Annotated in this window: 18 protein-coding genes, 3 tRNA genes and 3 rRNA genes; 5 read left to right on the top strand and 19 right to left on the bottom strand. The window is 47.5% G+C overall.

The window, feature by feature from the left end; all coding sequences use genetic code 11:
* Nucleotides 1-35: 35 nt before the first annotated feature.
* Genes yigB through lptM form a run of 6 tightly spaced genes read right to left on the bottom strand, consistent with a single transcriptional unit; the run spans nt 36 to nt 4,668 of the window.
* Nucleotides 36-752, bottom strand: coding sequence for a 5-amino-6-(5-phospho-D-ribitylamino)uracil phosphatase YigB (gene yigB, locus ACLIIY_RS15885; RefSeq protein WP_434527899.1), 717 nt, complete (start codon nt 750-752; stop codon nt 36-38).
* Nucleotides 753-764: 12 nt separating this feature from the next.
* A complete protein-coding gene (gene xerC, locus ACLIIY_RS15880) occupies nt 765-1,706 on the bottom strand; it encodes a tyrosine recombinase XerC (protein ID WP_434527898.1) in 942 nt (313 codons plus the stop codon).
* Nucleotides 1,672-2,376: a DUF484 family protein gene (locus ACLIIY_RS15875; RefSeq protein WP_434528561.1), complete on the bottom strand. Its 705-nt coding sequence runs from the start codon at nt 2,374-2,376 to the stop codon at nt 1,672-1,674. The genes xerC and ACLIIY_RS15875 overlap by 35 nt, the downstream gene beginning before the upstream one ends.
* A 20-nt stretch (nt 2,377-2,396) precedes the next feature.
* A complete protein-coding gene (gene dapF, locus ACLIIY_RS15870) occupies nt 2,397-3,227 on the bottom strand; it encodes a diaminopimelate epimerase (RefSeq protein WP_005438548.1) in 831 nt (276 codons plus the stop codon).
* A gap of 10 nt (nt 3,228-3,237) precedes the next feature.
* Entirely contained in the window at nt 3,238-4,491 is a 1,254-nt protein-coding gene (gene lysA / locus ACLIIY_RS15865; protein WP_434150203.1) for a diaminopimelate decarboxylase, read from the bottom strand.
* Nucleotides 4,492-4,551: 60 nt separating this feature from the next.
* Entirely contained in the window at nt 4,552-4,668 is a 117-nt protein-coding gene (lptM, locus tag ACLIIY_RS15860) for an LPS translocon maturation chaperone LptM (protein WP_005533626.1), read from the bottom strand.
* Nucleotides 4,669-4,742: 74 nt separating this feature from the next.
* On the opposite strand from lptM, the gene cyaY reads away from it, so the two are divergent.
* The gene (gene cyaY / locus ACLIIY_RS15855) at nt 4,743-5,057 is read left to right on the top strand and encodes an iron donor protein CyaY (RefSeq protein WP_005438551.1); all 315 of its coding nucleotides are present in this window, start codon (nt 4,743-4,745) and stop codon (nt 5,055-5,057) included.
* A gap of 75 nt (nt 5,058-5,132) precedes the next feature.
* On the opposite strand, the gene ACLIIY_RS15850 is transcribed toward cyaY, so the two are convergent.
* Nucleotides 5,133-7,661, bottom strand: coding sequence for a class I adenylate cyclase (locus tag ACLIIY_RS15850; protein WP_434527897.1), 2,529 nt, complete (start codon nt 7,659-7,661; stop codon nt 5,133-5,135).
* A 348-nt stretch (nt 7,662-8,009) separates the two neighbouring features.
* Between ACLIIY_RS15850 and hemC the strand changes: the two genes are divergently transcribed.
* Genes hemC through ACLIIY_RS15830 form a run of 4 tightly spaced genes read left to right on the top strand, consistent with a single transcriptional unit; the run spans nt 8,010 to nt 12,089 of the window.
* Nucleotides 8,010-8,948, top strand: a complete 939-nt coding sequence (gene hemC / locus ACLIIY_RS15845; protein ID WP_005438556.1) for a hydroxymethylbilane synthase — start codon at nt 8,010-8,012, stop codon at nt 8,946-8,948.
* Between the two features lie 2 nt (nt 8,949-8,950).
* On the top strand, nt 8,951-9,679 hold the full coding sequence (locus ACLIIY_RS15840) for a uroporphyrinogen-III synthase (RefSeq protein ID WP_434527896.1): 729 nt from the start codon (nt 8,951-8,953) through the stop codon (nt 9,677-9,679).
* A 17-nt stretch (nt 9,680-9,696) separates the two neighbouring features.
* Entirely contained in the window at nt 9,697-10,908 is a 1,212-nt protein-coding gene (locus ACLIIY_RS15835) for a uroporphyrinogen-III C-methyltransferase (RefSeq protein ID WP_434527895.1), read from the top strand.
* Nucleotides 10,908-12,089 (top strand): heme biosynthesis protein HemY, encoded by a 1,182-nt coding sequence (locus ACLIIY_RS15830; protein ID WP_434527894.1) that lies wholly within the window; start codon nt 10,908-10,910, stop codon nt 12,087-12,089. The genes ACLIIY_RS15835 and ACLIIY_RS15830 overlap by 1 nt, the downstream gene beginning before the upstream one ends.
* A gap of 835 nt (nt 12,090-12,924) precedes the next feature.
* On the opposite strand, the gene ACLIIY_RS15825 is transcribed toward ACLIIY_RS15830, so the two are convergent.
* The 12 genes from ACLIIY_RS15825 to trxA all read right to left on the bottom strand — a co-directional run bounded on the left by ACLIIY_RS15825 (nt 12,925) and on the right by trxA (nt 24,626).
* A tRNA-Ser gene (locus tag ACLIIY_RS15825) sits at nt 12,925-13,015 on the bottom strand.
* Between the two features lie 90 nt (nt 13,016-13,105).
* Nucleotides 13,106-13,222 (bottom strand): 5S ribosomal RNA (gene rrf, locus ACLIIY_RS15820).
* Nucleotides 13,223-13,311: 89 nt separating this feature from the next.
* Nucleotides 13,312-16,201: ribosomal RNA gene (locus ACLIIY_RS15815) — 23S ribosomal RNA — on the bottom strand.
* A 259-nt stretch (nt 16,202-16,460) separates the two neighbouring features.
* Nucleotides 16,461-16,536, bottom strand: a tRNA-Ala gene (locus ACLIIY_RS15810).
* 39 nt (nt 16,537-16,575) lie between these two features.
* Nucleotides 16,576-16,652 (bottom strand) — tRNA-Ile (locus ACLIIY_RS15805).
* A 67-nt stretch (nt 16,653-16,719) separates the two neighbouring features.
* A 16S ribosomal RNA gene (locus tag ACLIIY_RS15800) occupies nt 16,720-18,272 on the bottom strand.
* Together the 16S, 23S and 5S rRNA genes with 3 tRNA genes alongside form the textbook arrangement of a ribosomal RNA operon.
* A 487-nt stretch (nt 18,273-18,759) precedes the next feature.
* Complete coding sequence (fre, locus tag ACLIIY_RS15795; protein WP_434527893.1) at nt 18,760-19,473, bottom strand: NAD(P)H-flavin reductase; 714 nt, start codon at nt 19,471-19,473, stop codon at nt 18,760-18,762.
* Between the two features lie 14 nt (nt 19,474-19,487).
* Nucleotides 19,488-19,757, bottom strand: coding sequence for a 2Fe-2S iron-sulfur cluster-binding protein (locus tag ACLIIY_RS15790; RefSeq protein ID WP_434527892.1), 270 nt, complete (start codon nt 19,755-19,757; stop codon nt 19,488-19,490).
* Entirely contained in the window at nt 19,754-21,607 is a 1,854-nt protein-coding gene (ubiD, locus tag ACLIIY_RS15785; RefSeq protein WP_434527891.1) for a 4-hydroxy-3-polyprenylbenzoate decarboxylase, read from the bottom strand. The genes ACLIIY_RS15790 and ubiD overlap by 4 nt, the downstream gene beginning before the upstream one ends.
* Nucleotides 21,608-21,744: 137 nt before the next feature.
* The gene (locus ACLIIY_RS15780) at nt 21,745-22,737 is read right to left on the bottom strand and encodes a hypothetical protein (protein ID WP_434527890.1); all 993 of its coding nucleotides are present in this window, start codon (nt 22,735-22,737) and stop codon (nt 21,745-21,747) included.
* Nucleotides 22,738-22,843: 106 nt separating this feature from the next.
* Nucleotides 22,844-24,103: a transcription termination factor Rho gene (gene rho / locus ACLIIY_RS15775; protein WP_005440042.1), complete on the bottom strand. Its 1,260-nt coding sequence runs from the start codon at nt 24,101-24,103 to the stop codon at nt 22,844-22,846.
* A 196-nt stretch (nt 24,104-24,299) separates the two neighbouring features.
* On the bottom strand, nt 24,300-24,626 hold the full coding sequence (gene trxA / locus ACLIIY_RS15770) for a thioredoxin TrxA (RefSeq protein WP_004745500.1): 327 nt from the start codon (nt 24,624-24,626) through the stop codon (nt 24,300-24,302).
* Between the last annotated feature and the right edge of the window lie 48 nt (nt 24,627-24,674).

Below are 24,674 nucleotides of genomic sequence, written 5' to 3'. Positions count from 1 at the left end.
CAGAATTAAGATTGCATGGATTAATGCGAAAGCGATTACAAAAGCGCGAGTAACGACTGCAAGTTATTGATTTCAATGTCAGGTAACGTTCGCGTTTTTGCCTGAGTAATGACATTTTTATTCATATCATTGAACCAACATGCGGCAAAACCCGCGAGTTTCGCGCCTTGAACGTCTGTTACTAAGTGGTCACCGACATGAAGAATATTCTCACTTGGCAAATCCAAAAACTGCTGCGCTTTGGTGAACATATCCGACGCAGGTTTCGCGCTGCCATCCGGCCCTGCTTTCAGTACTTGCTGGAAATAAGGCGTAAGACCAATTCTATCTAAATCCACATTGCCATTGGTGATTGCTACCAGCGGGATTTCTTGCCCGAGTTCAGCAAGTACATCGAGGCTTTGCTGTGGTACTTCAAAACGGTTACGCCAATCTAAAGCAACCTCTACTGCGGCTTGCGCAGCGGTATGCGCCGCTTCGTTATCGTACCCAACTTGAGAGAAAGCTTGCTTGAGCTGCACTAAACGCCACAAAGTGACATCACCCTTCAGCTCAGGTTGCTGCTGAACGACACGTTGCTTGAGTGCAAACCAATCGGTTTTATCCATGTGAGCGACCGCCGGATGATGGTGTTTAAGCCAAGATAACAACTCACGCTCCATACGAACTATCACTGGGTAGTTGTCATAGAGTGTGTCATCAAGGTCAAACGTCATCGCCTTTACAGGCGCAATACGGCGGTAGAATTTCATGGGATTCCTTGGTTAATCCGACTTGTCGTCGTTTCTCTTACGCGCTCTTGGATGCGCCTGATCATAAGCTTGCGCTAAATGTTGGAAATCCAAGTGGGTATAGATTTGGGTGGTGGAGATGTTTTCATGCCCCAATAACTCTTGCACCGCACGTAAGTTATTGCTCGACTCCAGCATGTGCGTTGCAAACGAGTGACGCAATTTGTGCGGGCTAATGTGGCTCGCAACGGACTGTTTCTGCCCCCACTCCGCCATGCGCTTTTGCACACTGCGATGTGAGATTCGTGTACCCAGCTTGGAAACAAACAGTGCAGGTTCACTCGGCGCGGCTAGATCACCACGCACACGCAACCATTTACCAACCCATTCAGTTGCCATACCAGAGAACGGCACTTTACGTTCTTTGTCGCCTTTACCAATCACTCGTAGTTCACCACTGCGTAGCTGAACATCACGCACATCAACGCTAACCAGTTCTGCCAAACGCAGACCAGCACCGTACATTAGCTCCATCATGGCACGATCGCGCACCGCTAACGGGTCGTCCTCATTCACTTCGAGCAATTGGTTTACTTCATCCACATCGAGGTTCTTTGGTAGTGGACGTTTCTTACGTGGCGCCGAAACCCCTTTGGCTGGGTTCGCTGACATTTCTCCACGTAGGATCAGGAAATCGAAAAAGCTGCGTAGAGAAGATAAGCGCGTCGCTAAGCTGCTAGCTTTCATGCCTTCACGCATGCCTTTACCTGCCAATTGACGCACCCAACCCGCATCGACTTGCGACCAATCTTTCAAACCCATCTCAGCCAAGTGGTGAGCCATGGTTTCCAATTGTTGTTTGTAGTTGCGTTGGGTGTGCAGGCTAAGCCCCTTTTCGCTTCGCAGGAATTCGTAGAAGCGTTCAAGAGGCTTTTGAAGACTATTTGGCAGAGGAGTGTTGGGAGTTGTCGTCATCGTGACTTTGCCATACCAATGTTTGAGCGAGATGTGCCACTACTAAGGATAGGTGACGCAAAAACAAGGTATCCATATCTGGTTGGAAATGACCGCCATCCTCGCTAGAAAATGCCAGTACGCCAAGCGTCTGTTTTTTCACAAGCGGTAACACCACATAGGAACCCATTTCTGGAACGTCCATATCCCCAAACAACGCTTCACGATCCACTTTACGCAGACGACCTAAGTACGCCTCTTTGCCGTTTAAGTGGTTGGTAGCAAAACGTTGGTAGCTTTCCTTACTCAATTGAGTCGCAGCATCACACTGGCTCAATAGACGCACATACGCCTTCAAACCAAGGTCTTTGGCTTTGAGTTCAATGGCGTTGATGACTTGCTTGAAGTCACCACACTTAAGGATTTGCCCTTGCAGATCCATGAACTCGTAGAAGGTGCGATCGTTGTTCGCGGCCAAAGACATCAGAGTCGTGATTTCTTCTTCTAGCTCTTCTATACGCTGGCGCTGGCGGTTCATTTGAATGTGAACCAAAGAAACCGTACCTAAATCTGTGTGTGGCAAAGATAGGCGATCGACCAACTCTGGACGCTGAACAAAAAAGTCTGGGTGGTCTTTTAAATATTGCGCCACCACTTCTGCAGTCAGCGCATCCGCTTCACCTTCTGAGATTTGGCTTTCTTGCTCTTCAACTAGCACGACAATTGACCATCAAATACGTGAGTTGCAGGGCCAGTCATAAACAGCGGTTTGCCTGGACCTTGCCAAGAGATGCGTAGGTCACCACCAGGAAGTGAAACTTTCACGTTTTCATCCAATAGACCTTGCAGGATGCCGACCGCAACTGCACCACAGGCACCGCTGCCGCAAGCTTGCGTTTCACCCGCGCCACGCTCATACACGCGCAGGCGGATGTGATTGCGATTCACAACTTGCATAAAGCCCGCATTCACACGCTCAGGGAAGCGCTCATGTGATTCTAGTAGCGGGCCAAGTGTTTCCACTTCTGCCGTATCCACATCGTCAACCACGGTCACCACGTGCGGGTTACCCATGCTCACTGCGCCACAGAACAGGGTCTTATCACCTGCACGCATGATGTAGGTTTTCTCTTTCTGCTTCGCTTTGAAAGGGATCTTGTTCGGTTCGAACTCAGGTACACCCATGTTCACCGTAACTTCACCATCGTCTTCAACATCAAGAATCATCTTACCTTTCTTGGTGCTCACGCTGATGCTGTACTTGTTGGTCAAGCCTTTCAAACGGACGAAACGTGCGAAACAGCGAGCGCCATTACCACACTGCTCAACTTCACTGCCATCGGCATTAAAAATGCGATAATGGAAGTCGCTTTCAGGATCATAAGGCGCTTCAACCACGAGCAATTGGTCAAAACCAACGCCCGTGTGACGATCCGCCAAACGACGGATCAAATCTTGCGAGAAAAACACGTTCTGGGTAATGCAGTCGACGACCATAAAGTCGTTGCCCAAACCGTGCATTTTGGAAAAGTGGAAATGCATTTGTTGTGTGTTACTCCGGTAGAATCTGTTCCAGCTGCCACAAACTGGTCAGCTCCTCACGCTGGCGAACAAGGTGGCTTTGATTGCCATCCACCATCACTTCCGCCGCTCGGGTACGAGTATTGTAGTTCGAAGACATCACAAAACCATAGGCGCCTGCAGAGCGAACCGCGAGTAGATCACCTTCTTGCAGCACTAGTGCTCGATCTTTGCCCAAGAAATCGCCCGTTTCACAGATAGGACCAACTAAGTCGTAAGTCTGTGCTTCACCTTCACGTGGTGCAACAGGAACAATATCTTGCCACGCTTGGTAAAGCGCAGGACGCATTAAATCGTTCATTGCCGCATCGATAATCGCAAAGTTCTTGTGCTCTGTGTGCTTTAGGAATTCCACACGCGTTAGCAAGATACCAGCGTTAGCTGCAATCGCACGGCCTGGTTCGAAAATCAGTTCAAGGTCTTGATGGTTCTCAAGACGACCTAACAGCGCTTTCGCATAGTCAGAAGGCTGTGGTGGCAATTCATCACGATATACCACGCCCAGACCACCACCAACGTCCAGATGACGAATGTTGATGCCTTGTGCTTTCAGAGCATCAATCAACGCTAGTAGACGATCTGTTGCGTCGATGAAAGGTTCAATCTCAGTCAGCTGAGAACCGATGTGGCAGTCGATACCTTGAACGTTTAGGTTTGGTAGGCTCTGAGCAAATTTATATACCGCAGGCGCACGGTCAAACGCGATACCAAATTTGTTGTCACGCAGGCCAGTCGAAATGTAAGGGTGAGTCTTTGCGTCTACGTCAGGGTTAATTCGTAGAGAAATCGGAGCAACCACACCTAGCTCGCCCGCGACTTTGTTCAAGCGCTCAAGCTCAGGTTCTGATTCCACGTTGAAGCATTTAATGCCCAGTTCCAGTGCGCGTTTCATCTCTGCAGGCGTTTTACCAACACCTGAGAACACCACCTTCTTCGCATCACCGCCAGCCGCGATAACACGCTCAAGCTCACCACCAGATACGATATCAAAGCCTGAGCCCAAACGAGCCAGTGCGTTCAATACGCCAAGGTTTGAGTTTGCTTTTACTGCGTAACAAACAAGATGAGGATGCTGACCCACAGCGCTGTCAAACGCATTCCAATGGCGCTCTAACGTCGCGCGTGAGTAAACATAAAGAGGAGTGCCATGCTGCTCGGCAAGAGCTTGAAGTGAGACGTCTTCGGCCCAAAGCTGGCCATCATCCTGATAGTTGAAGTAATCCAAAATTTGCTTCCCTTAATTAATTCGACTGCTAAACCCTGATTTCACCCTAAGGGTGGCTAATTATTGTGACTGCTCGTTCTGCTGAGCGTCATCTGGGATGTAAAGTGAACCTGATTGACCGCAACCAGCAAGTGTCGCTGCAACCATCACAAACAACACAGTAAGTAATTTTTTCATTTTGCATATCGTGATTATTAAACCAATGCCCCCTATAATCGCACCACACTCAGGAAAAGCAATAGGATAGACGGATGAACGATACTGAATTTCATCAACTCGTGGATGCGCAGATGCAACTCATCGAAGAATCCATCGATGATTCAGGTGCAGACATTGACTACGAAGTCACTGGCAACGTAATGACATTAGAGTTTGAAGACCGCAGCCAAATCATCATTAACCGCCAAGAGCCAATGCATGAGATCTGGTTGGCATCGAAGTCTGGTGGCTTCCACTTCAAGCTAGTCGACAACAAATGGACTTGCTCTAAAACGGGCATGGAACTGTTTGAAATGGTGAAAGAAGAGTGTGAAAAACACGCTGGTGAAACGATCGATTGGGCATAAGCCAAATGGGTCTTCTTGACGACCAGTCACCTAAACGAAAAAAGAGCACCGAGGTGCTCTTTTTTGTTATTCATTTTACGCGTTCACCGCTTTGGTTGGGCGAGTCGGCGTATAACCATCATTACGGTAAGGGATAATGTAGGTGTTCCCTTCTTCTGGATGAATAATTTGGTAGTACTGCGGCAAATTAAAGTTAATAAACTTCGACGATACACGGTTATCATCTTTCACCGAGGTGTAGAAGCTGTTCACTGACGCAATCATTTCATCTTTCGAACCACTGAATTGATGATAAACCTCAACTTGGTTTGACTCATCCAATACGTAGATATTGAAACCATCGTCAGTGTCTTCAAAGAAGAACTGCACCAAACCTTCACTGGCAAAGCCATCCACTACTTCTGGTAGTTGGTACTCTTGTTCGCGGTCTAGCATCAACAGCGGTGAACCTTTCAGCTTGTTGGTTGAAATGCTGCGGTAGAAATCGACCGAGTTTTCCAGTTTCTGAACCGATACACCACGACGCTCAAAGAACAGACCGTAAGTTTGGTTAGCGAGACGCATGGCTTTAAAGCGACGGCGTTTCTCTTGCTCAACCGGCTTCAAACGTAAGTCGATACACTCTGCCAATAACTGATACACCATATTGCGCATCACGCCACGCATGTTCTTCGCGTAGCAGAATACATCCACCGACTCTGGCGGAATCGCATCTTGGTGCATTTTGCCAAGAATGGTCTTCAATGCATCCAACATCGCGGTTTCACCTTTGAAGTGCAGGGTTCGCACTTCGTGCCATGAGTTGCGATAAACCAAATCGACACTGCCGACCAAGTTAATTTGCTCAGGGCCAAAGCTGAAGATATCGGTGTTCTTCACATCCACTTTGAGTGAGCGACCAGACAGCTCTGCAGTCGGGTCATTTTCAAAGTTGATGAACATCGCCATCTGACTAATTTCGCACGGGCTACCCAACGCTTGCATAGTTGGGCGACGCTTGCGTAATGAGAAGGTGTTACGTAGATCGCTTACCATTTGGTAGAACTTGTCGATGTCTAACTGCGCCTCTCGCACCACCGCGTGCAAACGTGTTGACTCGGTAATCAAACCGTTGAAGAACGCCCAAGAAACCAACTTACTCAAGTACTCATGATGCTCAAGACAAGGTTGACCAAGAATACGGTGCGCAATCAGTGGTTGCTTGTACAAGTACCAACCTGACTTGTTTACCCCACCCTCTTTTACTTCAATAAAGCTTAAGTCGGGTTCGTGCAAATCTGGCGAGATCTGAGGGTTAAGCAAGGTAACTTTACCTGGCAGCACTTCGAATGCCGCGTACAGCTTACGAGCAAGAATGCTAATATCTTGCGGGCTGATCGCCGAAGTAATGTCGTTACGACGCGCAAACTGAATCAAGTTACGGTAGCTTTGCATCAAAGCATCCAACAATGCATGGTGCACCACTTTCACTTGCTCTACTTTCCAGTTACGGCGATCGTCGAGCTCTGCTAATACCGCTTCATCCCAATCCCATTTCGCAATCATGTCGCTCAAGGCTTCACGACGCCAAGCTACAGAACCTACATCAGGTTCGCGAGACAGTTTTTCATGGGTTTTAAGGTAGAAACAGCGGCGAACTAAATCCAAACGTGTGTCGTCTTGGATTCGCTCTAGGTAACGCGTTACTTTCTCTAGCATCAAGTAATACGCATCCATGCCGTACAAGTCAGGCTCGTGGGCAAAGAAGCGACGTTTGGTGTCGATACTAAGAAGTTGTGTGTGCGGGTATTCCCACGAGTAAGCTTCAAGCAGGATCGCTTTCAACACGGACTTGTAAGGGGAATCGATACTCTTGTACAGCTGCCACAAGTTCGAACCGAAGTATTCTTCAGCAGGAATGCGGTTAAGCTGACCAAAGTTGATCCACTCATCACAGTTGATGTAGCCATCTTTACAAAGCTGTGCAACGTACTCGTCGTAACACTCTTCCATTTCTGGTGGCACTATTTGCCACAACAAACGCTGTCCTGCCAGACGAACCGCAGAACGGTAGAATTCATCCAGCAGTAATAGGTGCTGAGAAGAACCACAGTTATCGCCGGTCATCTCTTCAGAACGGTTGCTACGAAAACGCTCTTCATCCATTAAGAAGAAGTTCGCTTCTACACCTTGGCTTTGTGCCCAATCGGTGATCAGCAAGCATTTGTTGGTCAGCAGTTCACGTTGGTCGTTATCCATCTCCGGTGAGATACACACCCAAATATCCAAATCACTTGAAGTACTTTGACCAATAGAAGAGGTACTGCCCATGGTATACAAACCTAAGATCGCAGGTTGCTCTGCCGTCTTAAGCGGTTGACCGATTGTCAGTTGGGTATCATCAAGGAATTGCTGTTGGAGATCGTTCAGCTCTAGACCAAACACACCATAAGGGACGTCTGCATCATAGTAGCCGGGAATAACAGGATGGTTGTAGTTCAACAAGGCAGGAATCAAGTGGAAGACTTGCTGGCTTTGCGAATCCATAAGCGCCAGCGCACGGTCGATCCGTTGCTGGTTCAGGTTATCTAATCGCTGAATAAGTTTTTGGGTGTAAGCCTGCAAGGGAAGTTCCTTGGTTGAACAATCACGAAAATCTGCTGATGTTTTAAACCAAAACGGTGTAAAAACGTGATCAATTTAACACTTTCATCAGGGTTGGTAAAGATTTCCACCCGCAAATAGTTGTGGTCTGAAAACCCCACACTAGTCGCAAAAATCGATAGCGCAGTAGTGTCGCTTGTATTCACCTATAACTAATAATAGTCCTTAGCCTAAATGAGAATCCAGTCACACTATTTTCATAACGTCATGTAATTCGATTCATGACACCAAGAGAAGCCTAACTAACATTAAGACTTTCACGCGTTGAGTGGTAGGATTAGGCAAAACTAAAACAGCATTGAGAAGACCATGACACAATCTACGCCAATTCGCATTGCAACTCGAAAAAGCCCTCTTGCCCTGTGGCAAGCTCACTATGTAAAAGACGCACTTCAAGCCGCTCATCCAGGTCTGGAAGTTGAGCTGGTTACTATGGTGACCAAAGGCGACATAATTTTGGATACACCGCTAGCCAAAGTCGGTGGTAAAGGCTTGTTTGTGAAAGAGCTAGAAGTGGCAATGCTTGAAGGTCGCGCAGACCTTGCGGTGCACTCAATGAAAGATGTACCAGTAGACTTCCCTGAAGGTCTTGGCTTGGTAACGATTTGTGAACGTGAAGACCCACGTGATGCATTCGTTTCTAACACTTACAACAACATTGATGAACTGCCACAAGGCGCAGTGGTAGGTACTTGTAGCCTGCGTCGTCAGTGTCAGTTAAAAGAATACCGCCCAGACCTAGTTATCAAAGAGCTGCGTGGCAACGTAGGTACTCGTCTAGGTAAGCTAGATGCAGGTGAATACGACGCAATCATTCTTGCAGCGGCAGGTCTGAAACGCCTTGAGCTAGAAGAGCGCATCCGTAGCTTTATCGAACCAGAGCAATCACTGCCAGCAGTAGGTCAAGGCGCAGTAGGTATTGAGTGCCGTGTGGATGACGAACGTCTACTTAAACTGCTTGAGCCACTAAACCACCAAGATACGGCAGATCGCGTACGCTGTGAGCGCGCGATGAACCTCACCCTTGAAGGCGGTTGTCAGGTGCCAATCGGCAGTTACTCACTGCTTGATGGTGACAACATTTGGCTACGCGCATTGGTTGGCGAACCAGACGGCAGCCTAATTGTGCGTGGTGAAATTCGCGGTCACCGCAACGATGCCGAAGCGCTCGGTGTTCAACTGGCTAACGAGCTACTTGAAAACGGTGCGCGCGACATCCTAACCAAACTGTACGCAGACCACGAATAATCATGGCAGTGTTGGTCACTCGTCCGGGAGAGCAAGGCATGGCGCTTTGCTCTCTGCTCGAAAGGCACGGCAAAACTGCAATTCATCATCCTCTGATCGACATCGTCACCGATCTCAGCGACACACAACTCTCCAAATACATTGAAACCGCTCAAATCATCATTGCTGTTAGCCAACATGCGGTGCAATGCGCAGAGCAAATCTTGCAGAACCACGCTAAATCATGGTCTAAGCAGGCTATATACCTTGCCGTTGGTCAAAAAACAGCACACTATTTGAGCAAATGTACCCAACAGAAAGTACACTATCCACAAGTCAGTGATAGTGAGCACTTGTTGCAGCTTCCCGAACTAAACAATGTAGAAAAACAAACAGTTCTGATCCTTCGTGGCAATGGTGGTAGAGAGCTGATAAAAGATGCATTGGTGAGACGTGGAGCAAAAGTTCACTATAGTGAGACTTATAAGAGAGAATTTATCCCATTCGATCCAGTAAGCTGTGTCTCACTATGGAAAACCCAACAAATCGACCAGATTATCGTCACCAGTGGTGAACAACTGGATTATTTGTGCAGCCAATTGACGTCAGAGCAATTGACTTGGCTTAATCAACAAGAGTTGTATATCCCCAGTCAGCGAATCGCTGACATCGCAATTCAACGGGGCTTCACTCAGGTCAGGTGCACAGGAAGCGCATCCAACCAAGAATTACTGGCTGCTCTCCAGCCCTAGCTACACAGGATATAGGCATGACAAGTAAAAATAACGACCAAAAGAATAACGATAAAAACCTTTCCGAAGAAACCACATCGGCACCGCTAGCTGAAAAAGACACGCCTAAGAAGGAATCTGAACCAAGCAAGGCAGAATCTAAGCCTGCTGAGCCAACCAAACCAGCAGAACCAAACAAAGTTGAATTTGAAGAGAAGCAAGGCAAACGCGGCGTGAAGCTGGGAACTGTCGCTATCGTCTTATCACTGATTTTTGGTGGCGGCCTCACTTACAAAATGCTTGAGCAGCAATCTGAATACCAAACTCAGATCGCACAGCTTCAAAGCCAACTTGAACAAGCTCAATCAGCAATGAAGCAAGAGCTTAGCCAAGTAAAAGAAGAAACCATTGAAAAAGCGACCACTGTCACTCATAAAGCAGAAGTGGTACTGGGTCAGCAACAAAAGAGCATCGAAAGCCTGCAACTGGCTGTCGCTGATGTGAAAGGTCGTCGTCCAAACGACTGGCTACTGGCAGAAGCTGACTACCTAGTAAAACTGGCAGGTCGTAAATTGTTCCTAGAGCACGATGTAGAAAGCGCGACTCAATTGATGGAAAGCGCGGACCAACGTATCGCCGCACTCAACGATCCAAGCTTGGTCGGTCTGCGTAAAGCTATGGCAAACGACATTACTAAGTTGCGTGTTGTTCCTTTAGTAGACCGTGATGGCTTGGTGTTGCGTCTAACCGCGTTACAACAGCAAGTCGACAAACTGCCACTTGCGAATGCTTTGCTACCAGAAGCAGCAGCGGTAGAGAAGCAACAAGTGTCTGAAGATATTGCAAACTGGCAAGATAACCTGATGACGTCATTAAAAGACTTCTCAGAAAACTTCATCACCTTCCGCACTCGTGACGGCAACGTAATCCCTCTATTGTCACCACAACAGCACTTCTACTTGAAAGAAAACATCAAAGCGAAGTTAGAGACGGCAATTAAAGCAGTTTACCAAGAGCAAGGTGAAATCTACACCACCTCTTTAGAAACAGCAGACAAGTGGGCAATAGCATTCTTCAACCAAGATGACAACTCGGTGAAAGAATTCAACAAGACACTGAGCCAACTGAGCAAGCAAGACATTCAAGTTGAATACCCTGCGAAGCTAGAAAGCCAAAACCAACTTTCTGACGTGATTCGTGAACGCCTACGTCGTGAAGTGACCACTATGACAGGTACGGAGGATAAGTAATGGTTCGTCTTATTTTCCTATTTGTTGTTCTTGGTGCTGGTCTATTCGTTGGCACTCAGTTCTCAGGTCAGCAAGGTTATGTCCTGATCTCAATCGCGAATACAACGATAGAGATGAGTGTCACTACTCTAGTGATCTTTGTGATTGCCGCGTTAGCAGCGTTGTTCTTCTTAGAGTACCTAGTCAAGAAGTTGGTGTACGCAAGCTCAAGCACTTGGAACTACTTTAGTGTGCGCAAAATGCGTCGCTCTCGTCGTTACACCAACGAAGGCATCATCAAGCTACTTGAAGGTGACTGGAAAGGTGCAGAGAAGAAAGTGACACGTTGGGCAAACCACCACGACATGCCTCTCCTGTGTTACCTAGTGGCTTCAGAAGCAGCACAAGGTCAAGGTGACAAAGCGAAGCGTGACCAGTACCTAGAGCTAGCAAGCCAGCAAGAAAATGCGCACCTAGCAGTAGAACTGACTCGTGCAAAACAGTTTATTCGTGATAACGAATTCGAATCTGCATTCGACACACTGCAAGCACTGAAAGGTCAGTACGCGAATAACTCGATTGTTCTTAACCTGCTTAAAACCACTTACATGCAACTTAAGCTATGGCAACCACTGATCGATCTGATGCCTCAACTAAGCAAAGCCAAGCTGGTAACAGAGGAAGAGCAAGCGGATCTGGTTCAGAAAGCACAATGCGGCTTGCTACACGAAGTGGCTCAGCAGCAAGGCAGCGAAGGTCTTATCTCACACTGGAACGGTTTGTCACGTAAGGTAAAACAAGACGCTCATTTGATCGGTTGTTTTGCTCACGAGCTCATCTCACGTAAAGCAGATAATGAAGCATTCACAGTAATCAAAGAAGCACTGAAGAAAAGCCCAACACCAGAGCTGTACCAGTTACTGCCAGAGCTAAACCTACCAGACAGTCACCCAGTCATCGTATTCTTGGAAGGTGTCTTGAAGCGTGAACCAGAAAACGCAGCGGCACAAAGTGCATTAGCGCACTTCTTCTTCCGCCAAGAAAAATGGCAAGAAGCACAAGAGCACTTCGAGGTTGCGCTAAAACTTCGCTCAGACGTTTCTGACTATGCTTACCTAGCAGACACACTAGAGAAGCAAAACCTGACAAAAGCGGCTCACGAGGTCTCTCGTAAAGCGCTAACGCTAGTTCAAAACAACTAAGCGATTCAGAAAATAGAAAGCCGGCAGTTTACTGTCGGCTTTTTTATTGCCTGCAATTCCTCATGCCCTATCATCGAACCAACTGGCTCCCCCAAGAGCAGAGAACCCTCTACTGCCTACACCTGATTAGAAATAAGCTTTAAAGCTTCTGTCGTTCATTCCAAGCTGCTCTTCTTCGTGTGACTAGGAACCCCGCGAGCACTTCCTACAAGATAGAGAGATTGGTTCTAAATGGTTAGTCCTTCAAGAACACAGTAAAGCGTAGTAATGGTAAAAGAAATAATTAGAGTAATGTTATGCACTCATTTCAATTAGAAAGGGCCCATACAGCGCTTGGATAGCGTTTGTTATAAGAGCTAGAGCAATGAGTCATGTTCATCGGTAGTAAGTATTAGAAGGAGCTCAGAAGCGCTAATACACATTGAATACTACAGCGAGTAGAAACTCTCTTTTGTTGAGAGGATAGGGATAGGAATGGCGAGGAGAAAGCTCAATCACTTTCGCTAGACGGTGGCTTCTATAACCCTTCAAGACAAAGAAAATAGAAGGCCTCAAAGTACGGCTTAACACTGGGCTGCTTATTGAGTGGAGAGCAGAAGCGCTAGTTTGGAGCTGTACTCGGTTAGGAGGTTGATTCAAATCGCTTCACCTATTTGCAAGCTCCAGAAACGACAAAAACCCGCTGATTTTTCAGCGGGCTTTCTTTGTAGTGACTGAGTTCGAGGACGATTAATCCTAAGTCGCGACTGACTTCGGACTTAATGCAAATCCCGTCTAATTCTCAAACGTCAGAAATGAAAAAAGCCTCGCTATTTCTAGCGAGGCTTCTTAATAGTGGCGGAGAGATAGGGATTTGAACCCTAGATACGCTATTAACGTATGCCGGTTTTCAAGACCGGTGCTTTCAACCACTCAGCCATCTCTCCACAAATTGTTACTAAAATTTAGTCTTACTTAAATAATGCTAAATCTCAGTTTTGCCTTTAGATTTTTTAAAATCTAAAAACAGTAAGCAAGCCTGGCGATGTCCTACTCTCACATGGGGAAGCCCCACACTACCATCGGCGCTAATTCGTTTCACTTCTGAGTTCGGAATGGAAATCAGGTGGGTCCAAATCGCTATGGTCGCCAAGCAAATTCTTTAATCTGGAAAGCTGTTTTTCGTTCTATTTACACATTCAATGTTCTTGCATTGAGTCCATCAAAACCCCTTGGGTGTTGTATGGTTAAGCCTCACGGGCAATTAGTACAGGTTAGCTCAACGCCTCACAACGCTTACACACCCTGCCTATCAACGTTCTAGTCTCGAACAACCCTTTAGGATACTTAAAGTATCAGGGAAGACTCATCTCAGGGCTCGCTTCCCGCTTAGATGCTTTCAGCGGTTATCGATTCCGAACTTAGCTACCGGGCAATGCGTCTGGCGACACAACCCGAACACCAGAGGTTCGTCCACTCCGGTCCTCTCGTACTAGGAGCAGCCCCCTTCAATCTTCCAACGCCCACGGCAGATAGGGACCGAACTGTCTCACGACGTTCTAAACCCAGCTCGCGTACCACTTTAAATGGCGAACAGCCATACCCTTGGGACCGACTTCAGCCCCAGGATGTGATGAGCCGACATCGAGGTGCCAAACACCGCCGTCGATATGAACTCTTGGGCGGTATCAGCCTGTTATCCCCGGAGTACCTTTTATCCGTTGAGCGATGGCCCTTCCATTCAGAACCACCGGATCACTATGACCTGCTTTCGCACCTGCTCGAATTGTCATTCTCGCAGTCAAGCGGGCTTATGCCATTGCACTAACCTCACGATGTCCAACCGTGATTAGCCCACCTTCGTGCTCCTCCGTTACTCTTTGGGAGGAGACCGCCCCAGTCAAACTACCCACCAGGCACTGTCCGCAACCCCGATTAGGGGTCAACGTTAGAACATCAACACTACAAGGGTGGTATTTCAAGGACGGCTCCACAAATACTGGCGTACTTGCTTCAAAGCCTCCCACCTATCCTACACATGTAGGGTCAATGTTCAGTGCCAAGCTGTAGTAAAGGTTCACGGGGTCTTTCCGTCTAGCCGCGGGTACACTGCATCTTCACAGCGATTTCAATTTCACTGAGTCTCGGGTGGAGACAGCGTGGCCATCATTACGCCATTCGTGCAGGTCGGAACTTACCCGACAAGGAATTTCGCTACCTTAGGACCGTTATAGTTACGGCCGCCGTTTACCGGGGCTTCGATCAAGAGCTTCGACCGAAGTCTAACCCCATCAATTAACCTTCCGGCACCGGGCAGGCGTCACACCGTATACGTCATCTTACGATTTTGCACAGTGCTGTGTTTTTAATAAACAGTTGCAGCCACCTGGTATCTGCGACTCTCGTCAGCTCCATCCGCAAGGGACTTCACCATCAAGAGCGTACCTTCTCCCGAAGTTACGGTACCATTTTGCCTAGTTCCTTCACCCGAGTTCTCTCAAGCGCCTTGGTATTCTCTACCCGACCACCTGTGTCGGTTTGGGGTACGATTCCTTACAATCTGAAGCTTAGAGGCTTTTCCTGGAAGCATGGCATCAATGACTTCACTACCGTAGTAGCTCGACGTCGTGTCTCAGCCTTAAGAGAAACCGGATTTACCTAATTTCTCAGCCTACGCACTTGAACCTGGACAACCGTCGCCAGGCCCACCTAGCCTTCTCCGTCCCCCCATCGCAATTGTAAGAAGTACGGGAATATTAACCCGTTTCCCATCGACTACGCCTTTCGGCCTCGCCTTAGGGGTCGACTTACCCTGCCCCGATTAACGTTGGACAGGAACCCTTGGTCTTCCGGCGAGGAGGTTTTTCACCCCCTTTATCGTTACTCATGTCAGCATTCGCACTTCTGATACGTCCAGCATGCGTTACCACACACCTTCAACCGCTTACAGAACGCTCCCCTACCCAATGCACAAAGTGCATTGCCGCAGCTTCGGTTTACTACTTAGCCCCGTTACATCTTCCGCGCAGGCCGACTCGACCAGTGAGCTATTACGCTTTCTTTAAATGATGGCTGCTTCTAAGCCAACATCCTGGCTGTCTGAGCCTTCCCACATCGTTTCCCACTTAGTAGTAATTTGGGACCTTAGCTGGCGGTCTGGGTTGTTTCCCTCTCCACGACGGACGTTAGCACCCGCCGTGTGTCTCCCGGATAGTACTTACTGGTATTCGGAGTTTGCAAAGGGTTGGTAAGTCGGGATGACCCCCTAGCCTTAACAGTGCTCTACCCCCAGTAGTATTCGTCCGAGGCGCTACCTAAATAGCTTTCGGGGAGAACCAGCTATCTCCAGGTTTGATTGGCCTTTCACCCCTAGCCACAAGTCATCCGCTAATTTTTCAACATTAGTCGGTTCGGTCCTCCAATTGATGTTACTCAATCTTCAACCTGCCCATGGCTAGATCACCTGGTTTCGGGTCTATATCCAGCGACTGAGTCGCGCAGTTAACACTCGCTTTCGCTACGGCTCCCCTAGATGGTTAACCTTGCCACTGAATATAAGTCGCTGACCCATTATACAAAAGGTACGCAGTCACACCACGAAGGTGCTCCTACTGCTTGTACGTACACGGTTTCAGGTTCTATTTCACTCCCCTCACAGGGGTTCTTTTCGCCTTTCCCTCACGGTACTGGTTCACTATCGGTCAGTCAGTAGTATTTAGCCTTGGAGGATGGTCCCCCCATATTCAGACAGGATATCACGTGTCCCGCCCTACTCGATTTCACTTTATATGCGTTGCCGGTTACGGGGCTATCACCCTGTATCGCACAACTTTCCAGAAGTTTCACCTGACGCATAAAAAGCTTAAGGGCTAGTCCAATTTCGCTCGCCGCTACTTTCGGAATCTCGGTTGATTTCTTTTCCTCGGGGTACTTAGATGTTTCAGTTCCCCCGGTTCGCCTCGCTGCGCTATGTATTCACGCAGCGATACTAGCTTATGCTAGTGGGTTTCCCCATTCGGAAATCCCAGACTCAAATGGTTTTTACTACCTAATCTGGGCTTATCGCAAGTTAATACGTCCTTCATCGCCTCTGACTGCCAAGGCATCCACCGTGTACGCTTAGTCACTTAACCATACAACCCGAAGGAGTTTCGAGTTGATGAACAAGTCACCAAAGTTGTCTGCAATTTTTATACATGATGCAGACTCGATTTTGCCGGACTCAAATTCCAAGAACACTTGAATGTGTTTTATTGGTGTTTGTCTTAAAGACAAACATTGAGAACTTTACAAACAATCTTAAAGATTGTTTTGTCAGCTTTCCAAATTGTTAAAGAGCTAGATTTTCTGATGAAAACCATTTTTAAACACACTCGTAAGAATGCTTAAAGATGGTGGAGCTATGCGGGATCGAACCGCAGACCTCCTGCGTGCAAGGCAGGCGCTCTCCCAGCTGAGCTATAGCCCCATCAAGGTATCGATACTGCATACCAACTTCAAAAGAAATTGGTGGGTCTGAGTGGACTCGAACCACCGACCTCTCGCTTATCAGGCGAACGCTCTAACCACCTGAGCTACAGACCCAGTATCGTCTCTTTTACTTATAAACCGTATCAATCTGTGTGGACACTCATCGTGTATAATCATCGTTTAAGGAGGTGATCCAGCGCCAGGTTCCCCTAGCGCTACCTTGTTACGACTTCACCCCAGTCATGAACCACAAAGTGGTAAGCGTCCTCCCGAAGGTTAAACTACCTACTTCTTTTGCAGCCCACTCCCATGGTGTGACGGGCGGTGTGTACAAGGCCCGGGAACGTATTCACCGTGGCATTCTGATCCACGATTACTAGCGATTCCGACTTCATGGAGTCGAGTTGCAGACTCCAATCCGGACTACGACGCACTTTTTGGGATTCGCTCACTATCGCTAGCTTGCTGCCCTCTGTATGCGCCATTGTAGCACGTGTGTAGCCCTACTCGTAAGGGCCATGATGACTTGACGTCGTCCCCACCTTCCTCCGGTTTATCACCGGCAGTCTCCCTGGAGTTCCCGACATTACTCGCTGGCAAACAAGGATAAGGGTTGCGCTCGTTGCGGGACTTAACCCAACATTTCACAACACGAGCTGACGACAGCCATGCAGCACCTGTCTCAGAGTTCCCGAAGGCACCAATCCATCTCTGGAAAGTTCTCTGGATGTCAAGAGTAGGTAAGGTTCTTCGCGTTGCATCGAATTAAACCACATGCTCCACCGCTTGTGCGGGCCCCCGTCAATTCATTTGAGTTTTAATCTTGCGACCGTACTCCCCAGGCGGTCTACTTAACGCGTTAGCTCCGAAAGCCACGGCTCAAGGCCACAACCTCCAAGTAGACATCGTTTACGGCGTGGACTACCAGGGTATCTAATCCTGTTTGCTCCCCACGCTTTCGCATCTGAGTGTCAGTATCTGTCCAGGGGGCCGCCTTCGCCACCGGTATTCCTTCAGATCTCTACGCATTTCACCGCTACACCTGAAATTCTACCCCCCTCTACAGTACTCTAGTCTGCCAGTTTCAAATGCTATTCCGAGGTTGAGCCCCGGGCTTTCACATCTGACTTAACAAACCACCTGCATGCGCTTTACGCCCAGTAATTCCGATTAACGCTCGCACCCTCCGTATTACCGCGGCTGCTGGCACGGAGTTAGCCGGTGCTTCTTCTGTCGCTAACGTCAAATAATGCAGCTATTAACTACACCACCTTCCTCACGACTGAAAGTGCTTTACAACCCGAAGGCCTTCTTCACACACGCGGCATGGCTGCATCAGGCTTGCGCCCATTGTGCAATATTCCCCACTGCTGCCTCCCGTAGGAGTCTGGACCGTGTCTCAGTTCCAGTGTGGCTGATCATCCTCTCAGACCAGCTAGGGATCGTCGCCTTGGTGAGCCATTACCTCACCAACTAGCTAATCCCACCTAGGCATATCCTGACGCGAGAGGCCCGAAGGTCCCCCTCTTTGGCCCGTAGGCATTATGCGGTATTAGCCATCGTTTCCAATGGTTATCCCCCACATCAGGGCAATTTCCTAGGCATTACTCACCCGTCCGCCGCTCGACGCCGTTATCGTTCCCCGAAGGTTCAGATAACTCGTTTCCGCTCGACTTGCATGTGTTAGGCCTGCCGCCAGCGTTCAATCTGAGCCATGATCAAACTCTTCAATTTAAGATTTTGTTCGGCTCAATGAATACTGAACATTACATAAGTAATGTTTGAATTGACTGTGCTGAATCTTTCGATTCAATGGTCACTTCGTTTCATTGAAACCTAATTTGATACCGCTTTCCGTTAAGAAAGAAATATCTAATTGGATTATCATCAACGAGTGCCCACACAGATTGATAGGTCTATATTGTTAAAGAGCTTGCTTATCGAGAAGTTTTTCTCTCAAAGCGGAGGTGCATTCTAGCGATATAATTGAGAGTGTCAAACACTTTTTTCAATTTATTTTCTCAGAAGCTTTTCACCTCTCCGACCCTGCTGAAGCCTTATCGCGTCTGCCGTGTCGGTGGATGCGCATTATAGGGAACTCAGATCCGTTCGCAACCCTTTTTTGAAAAAAAATGGAAAAAACTGACTGTTCGATGACTATTTCATCAAAAAAGCAAAAAAGAGGGTAAAAAACCCTCTTTTTCTGCCTCAAAAGCCGTATTTAAATGAATGCGTACGCGTCTGCGAACATACGTTCGCTCTTCGCTTTCTTGTTCTGAGTGAACTGTTCACGTGCTGCACCTGCCATTTCAAAGCGGCCTGCAATATAGATATCGTAGTTTTCTAAGCTTTCAAAATCTTCAGCTACTGCTTGTAGCACGTTACCAACCTTACCTTGCCAGTCTGCAGGTGCTTCTTCTACTACTGGAACAAAGTGAACGTTAGCAAACTTATCGGCAATCTCGGCCAGTTCTTCTTTAGCGTAAAGCTGGCAATTGTCTCGTGCACCCCAGTATAAATAGATTGGGTTGGTTTTGTTCTGTGCAACACAGTGATCCAGAATCGAGCGCACGTAACTAAAGCCAGTACCACCAGCAATCAATAATAGCGGGCGTTCGCTTTCTTCTTGAACCCAAGCATCACCATGTGGTGCATCAATCTCGATATGACCATCAGTTTCTAGGGCTGCTTGCATTGCTTCAACAACTTCTAGTGCATAAGCATTGTGTTCCGCCGCACCGATGTGCAGTTCAAGCTCACCTTCATGACGACAAGGACTGCTCGCAATAGAGAAAGGACGTTTGTCTTTTTCACCCATCACGACCATTAGGTACTGACCCGCTTTAAAAGGCACTGGTGATTCTGGGTGAAGAAGGATTTGGTAAGTATTACAAGCTAACGGCTGAATAGACTTTACTTTACATTGGATGGTCATGGTGTTCCTCTCGCTTACTCGTCAAAAGTAAGCACTAAATTACTTTCTGTATAGGCTTGGCAAGGGAATATCCAGCCTTGCTGTTGCTCTTTTTCGGTTAGCATAGGTTCGAGGTGATAGCTCACCTCTCCCGTTAGCTTTTTACACATGCACATGGCGCAAGCGCCAACTTGGCAACGGTGCGGGAAGCGAATATTGTTGTTGAGCGCAGCTTCCAACACCGTCTCCCCTTCTTTTACTCGGAACGTAACGTCCATTGGTAGAAGGTGGATTTGATGACTCATAGAATACCTAACTGGTCCCAAATCTCATCGACTTTAGCCACAAGTTTAGGATCTTTTTTGATAGGCGTGCCCCACTCGCGCGTGGCTTCAGATTCAAACTTATTGGTCGCATCGAGCCCAAGTTTAGATGAACTACCCGCCTTACCACGAACTTGAGTGGTATCTCTGTCTGGATCCATTCGAGTTGTCACAGCCCAAATGATGTCATTCCAATCTTGTGCATTGACGTCATCGTCGCACAAAATAATGAATTTGTTATCCGTGTACTGAGCAAAGAAGTCCCATAAGTATTCCATCAATGCTTTAGATTGACCGGCTTGGTCTTTCTTCATTGTTACAACAGCAAATTGGTTGTTTGCTGTGGCTGGTAGGTAGACATCGACAATTTCAGGACGCAGCTGTTTCAACTCATTCAGCTCTGCTTCGGTAATCGCTTTGCTGTCTCGTTCAGTGACCTCGGTTCGTGTCGCCAGCTCGGCATCCCACTTAATGGTTGCATCTAAGCCCATTTTGGAGCCAAGCCCAACCACAGGTGAAGCAAAGTCGAGCGAGTCGATTGGCGTGTTATCTATCATCAAAGTATCACGCACAGGATCCATATGCTCTGACATGGCTTTCACGACATCATTCCAATCTCGTGCGTTTACCGATTCATCGCACACAATAACAAACTTGGTATACATGAATTGACGCAAGAAAGACCACACACCCATCATTACGCGCTTGGCATGTCCTGGGTACTGCTTCTTCATGGTGACGACTGCCATTCGGTACGAACAACCTTCTGGCGGTAGATAGAAGTCTTCAATCTCTGGGAATTGCTTTTGCAGAATCGGCACAAACACTTCGTTTAATGCCACACCCAATACAGCTGGTTCATCTGGCGGACGACCTGTGTAGGTGCTGTGATAAATAGGGTCTTTACGCATTGTAATGTGCGTAATGGTAAATACGTGGTGCTTTTCTTTTTCGTTATAGTAGCCAGTGTGGTCACCGTAAGGGCCTTCATCAGCAAACTCGTTCGGGTCGATATAGCCTTCCATCACGATTTCCGCGCTCGCTGGCACTTCCAAATCATTACTGACTGACTTCACGACTTCCGTTTTGCTTCCACGCAGCAAACCTGCAAATGCGTATTCCGATAGCGTATCTGGCACTGGTGTTACTGCACCAAGAATGGTGGCGGGGTCTGCACCAAACGCGACCGAAACGGGGAAAGGTTTACCTGGATTGGTTTCCATCCAATCGCGCAGGTCAAGCGCACCACCTCGGTGGGCTAACCAACGCATGATGATTTTGTTCTTGGCAATTTTCTGTTGACGGTAAATGCCTAGGTTCTGGCGTTTTTTGTTTGGACCTTTGGTTACGGTTAAGCCCCAAGTAAGCAGCGGCGCAACATCTTCTGCCCAACAGCTCATTACCGGAATCTTATCCAAGTCGACTTCATCACCTTGCCAAACAATGTCTTGGCATGGTGCTTTACGTAAACGCTTAGCCGGCATGTTCAATACTTGCTTGAACACAGGCAGCTTTTCTAAAGCGTCTTTGAAGCCTTTTGGTGGCTCAGGTTCTTTTAAATAAGCCAGCAGCTTACCGACTTCTCTTAATTCTTTAACGTCTTCGCGTCCCATGCCGATTGCGACACGCTCTGGCGTACCAAATAGGTTCGTCAAAACAGGCACGTCGTAGCCGATTGGGTTCTCAAACAACAATGCAGGACCACCAGCACGCAAAGTGCGGTCACTGATTTCTGTCATTTCGTAAGCGGGATCGACGGGGTGAGTGATGCGTTTAAGTCGACCTTTCTGTTCTAGGTGGTCGATAAATTCGCGTAAATCCTTAAAACTCATAGGCCTTCATGCTGGCTGATTAAACTGTTTGCAGTATAACAAATAGGAGGACGCTAAGATCCTCCTATTTTGTGTGGGTATGTGAGCTAGATTGCTTCAATAGAAACAACACGAAGAAACGGTCTTTTGAAGTGTCATTACTTCAAGAATTCCTGAATTTGCCGCGCCTTCACTTGGCGATTGCTTGAGACAAGCTCTTCCAACCAAGATTGATGCCCTTGCTTCGCTAGCTCCCTTGCAACCAAAGTAGCTTCTTCTGAAAGCGCCATCTTGGCTACTAGGAATTGTTTTACGTTCGGAGTAAGTGGATTGGATCTTGTGAGCAACTCAATCGCGTAAGGTTTTAAGGTTGGATTGACGGTGGCATTCATCAATTGTTGTAGTGAGAACTCATCGCTCACCTCAGCCAGTCTTTCAAGCTCTGTCTGACTATTGTAATCTGCGCGCATTCGCCATAGCAGATCATACATGGCCTCATCTTGGCTGACTTGCGCCAAACGCACCACTACGGCCGTTGAAGGTAACCAGCTGGTGACGTTTGCATGGGTTAACTGCTTGGTGAGCGCTTCAAGTGCGTTGGGAGACAAGCTGTCTAGCTCGCGAATAAGTAACGCTTCTCTGGTTTGCACTTGCTGTGACGTACCAGTAAGCCAATCTTTCAAATCAAGCTCTTGTCGCTCTGCCGCTAAAACAAACTCCAACGTACTTTGGTCTTGCTTCCAGCGCTTAATCAGACGACTGGCGATCGCAGGGAAATTAAACGCAGGCACACTAAACTCGTAACCATCGCCACGTTCAAGTACTTGGTAAGTCGGCGTAATACTGATCTGAGATTCGACAAAAATAGCCATTCTCGGCGTGAGGATGATTTCTTGCTGCTCTAGTTTTTCGAGCAATAGGAAACGAACGACTTCTTGTTGAGGAAAAGCCAATCGGTCGAGGGCGAATTTGAGAGAGTCGACTTCGTCTCTGACTGCATAATCGAGCAATTCAGATACTTTGGTCTGTATATGGGTATCCTGAAGCCACTGTTCTACTACGGTTTCCTGCATTTCCTTGGCAGATAACGTCGCGGGTATTGTGATAAGTGACAAGCTCAGGAGTAATGACGACAACATTCCTTGTTGCATGTTAACCTCCCGATAACATTTCCTTCATTCTGATACTTCTATCGGGAGAAAGCAATAAAAAAGCCACCGATATACGGTGGCCCTTCGCAGAATTACTTATCTGAGACTACTGACGACGCATTGCATCAAAGAATTCGTCGTTAGTCTTCGTCATCGCTAGCTTATCGATTAGGAATTCCATTGCATCGATTTCGCCCATTGGGTGAACAATCTTGCGTAGAATCCACATCTTCTGAAGCTCTTCGTTCTTAGTTAGAAGCTCTTCACGACGTGTGCCACTGCGGTTGAAGTCAATCGCTGGGAATACACGCTTCTCTGCGATCTTACGGTTCAAGTGGATTTCCATGTTACCAGTACCCTTGAACTCTTCGTAGATAACTTCGTCCATCTTCGAACCAGTATCAACTAGAGCAGTAGCAAGGATAGTTAGGCTACCACCTTCTTCTACGTTACGTGCTGCACCGAAGAAACGCTTAGGACGGTGTAGTGCGTTTGCATCCACACCACCAGTTAGTACTTTACCTGATGAAGGCACTACGGTGTTGTATGCACGAGCTAGACGAGTGATAGAGTCAAGCAGGATAACCACGTCTTTCTTGTGTTCAACAAGACGTTTTGCTTTCTCGATTACCATTTCCGCTACTTGTACGTGGCGAGAAGCTGGCTCATCGAACGTTGACGCTACTACTTCACCTTTAACTAGACGCTGCATCTCTGTTACTTCTTCTGGACGTTCGTCGATAAGAAGTACCATCAACTCACACTCTGGGTGGTTGTATGCGATGCTTTGAGCGATGTTTTGCAGAAGCATTGTCTTACCCGCTTTAGGCGGAGCAACAATCAGACCACGTTGACCTTTACCAATTGGCGATGCCAAGTCTAAAACACGTGCTGTGATGTCTTCTGTAGAACCGTTACCGCGCTCCATTACCATACGCTCGTTAGCGTGTAGAGGCGTTAAGTTCTCGAATAGGATCTTGTTACGAGCGTTGTCTGGTTTGTCGTCGTTAACTGTGTTGACTTTTAGCAGGGCAAAGTAGCGCTCACCGTCTTTTGGTGGGCGAATTTTACCAGCAATTGAGTCACCAGTACGTAGGTTGAAGCGACGAATCTGACTTGGCGAAACGTAGATATCGTCTGGACCAGCAAGGTATGAGCTGTCCGCGCTACGTAGGAAACCAAAGCCGTCTTGCAGAATCTCCAGAACCCCATCGCCAAAGATGTCTTCGCCGCCTTTTGCGTGCGCTTTAAGAATTGCGAAGATGATGTCTTGTTTTCTTAGACGAGCTAGGTTCTCAAGACCCAGGCTTTCGCCAAGCTTTACAAGGTCAGACACAGGTCTGTTCTTCAGTTCAGTAAGATTCATGGTGGTGGATGCTTGTTTAGTCAAAATAAGATCTGTTTTCTAGTTAAGATGGATTTGGTCTCAGGATCGACCAAGAAGAGAAATTTGTTCAATTAACGCGCGATAAGTTAGCACTAATTAATATTCTAGTCCAGAGTTAGAAAAACAAAACCGCGCATTGTCATATTGCACGGTTTTGTTTGTAATCACTTGGTGATTATAGGTTTGCGTCTAGGAACTCTTTTAGTTGAGTCTTAGACAAAGCACCAACTTTCGTTGCCGCTACGTTACCGTCTTTGAATAACAGTAGCGTTGGAATACCGCGAATGCCAAACTTAGGTGGTGTACCTGCGTTATGGTCAATATTTAGTTTACCGATAGTGAGTTTGCCTTCGTACTCGTCAGCGATTTCGTCCAGGATAGGAGCGATCATTTTACAAGGACCACACCATTCTGCCCAAAAATCAACTAGAACCGGGCCTGCAGCGTTGATTACATCGTTTTCAAAACCGTCATCAGTAAGCTGCAAAATCTTATCACTCATCTTCCACTCCAATGTGTTTTTCGAAACTGGTTGGATGATAACCAGTAA

This window comes from Vibrio sp. K4 (genome assembly GCF_051122595.1).
Classification (GTDB): Bacteria; Pseudomonadota; Gammaproteobacteria; order Enterobacterales; family Vibrionaceae; genus Vibrio; species Vibrio owensii.
This window is presented reverse-complemented; position numbering and strand designations above follow the sequence as displayed.

Coding starts and splice junctions, on each gene's coding strand:
- yigB (WP_434527899.1), bottom strand. CDS start 752: ATGAAATTCTACCGCCGTATTGCGCCTGTAAAGGCGATGACGTTTGAC.
- xerC (WP_434527898.1), bottom strand. CDS start 1,706: ATGACGACAACTCCCAACACTCCTCTGCCAAATAGTCTTCAAAAGCCT.
- dapF (WP_005438548.1), bottom strand. CDS start 3,227: ATGCATTTCCACTTTTCCAAAATGCACGGTTTGGGCAACGACTTTATG.
- lptM (WP_005533626.1), bottom strand. CDS start 4,668: ATGAAAAAATTACTTACTGTGTTGTTTGTGATGGTTGCAGCGACACTT.
- cyaY (WP_005438551.1), top strand. CDS start 4,743: ATGAACGATACTGAATTTCATCAACTCGTGGATGCGCAGATGCAACTC.
- hemC (WP_005438556.1), top strand. CDS start 8,010: ATGACACAATCTACGCCAATTCGCATTGCAACTCGAAAAAGCCCTCTT.
- ACLIIY_RS15840 (WP_434527896.1), top strand. CDS start 8,951: ATGGCAGTGTTGGTCACTCGTCCGGGAGAGCAAGGCATGGCGCTTTGC.
- ACLIIY_RS15835 (WP_434527895.1), top strand. CDS start 9,697: ATGACAAGTAAAAATAACGACCAAAAGAATAACGATAAAAACCTTTCC.
- ACLIIY_RS15830 (WP_434527894.1), top strand. CDS start 10,908: ATGGTTCGTCTTATTTTCCTATTTGTTGTTCTTGGTGCTGGTCTATTC.
- fre (WP_434527893.1), bottom strand. CDS start 19,473: ATGACCATCCAATGTAAAGTAAAGTCTATTCAGCCGTTAGCTTGTAAT.
- ACLIIY_RS15790 (WP_434527892.1), bottom strand. CDS start 19,757: ATGAGTCATCAAATCCACCTTCTACCAATGGACGTTACGTTCCGAGTA.
- ubiD (WP_434527891.1), bottom strand. CDS start 21,607: ATGAGTTTTAAGGATTTACGCGAATTTATCGACCACCTAGAACAGAAA.
- ACLIIY_RS15780 (WP_434527890.1), bottom strand. CDS start 22,737: ATGCAACAAGGAATGTTGTCGTCATTACTCCTGAGCTTGTCACTTATC.
- rho (WP_005440042.1), bottom strand. CDS start 24,103: ATGAATCTTACTGAACTGAAGAACAGACCTGTGTCTGACCTTGTAAAG.
- trxA (WP_004745500.1), bottom strand. CDS start 24,626: ATGAGTGATAAGATTTTGCAGCTTACTGATGACGGTTTTGAAAACGAT.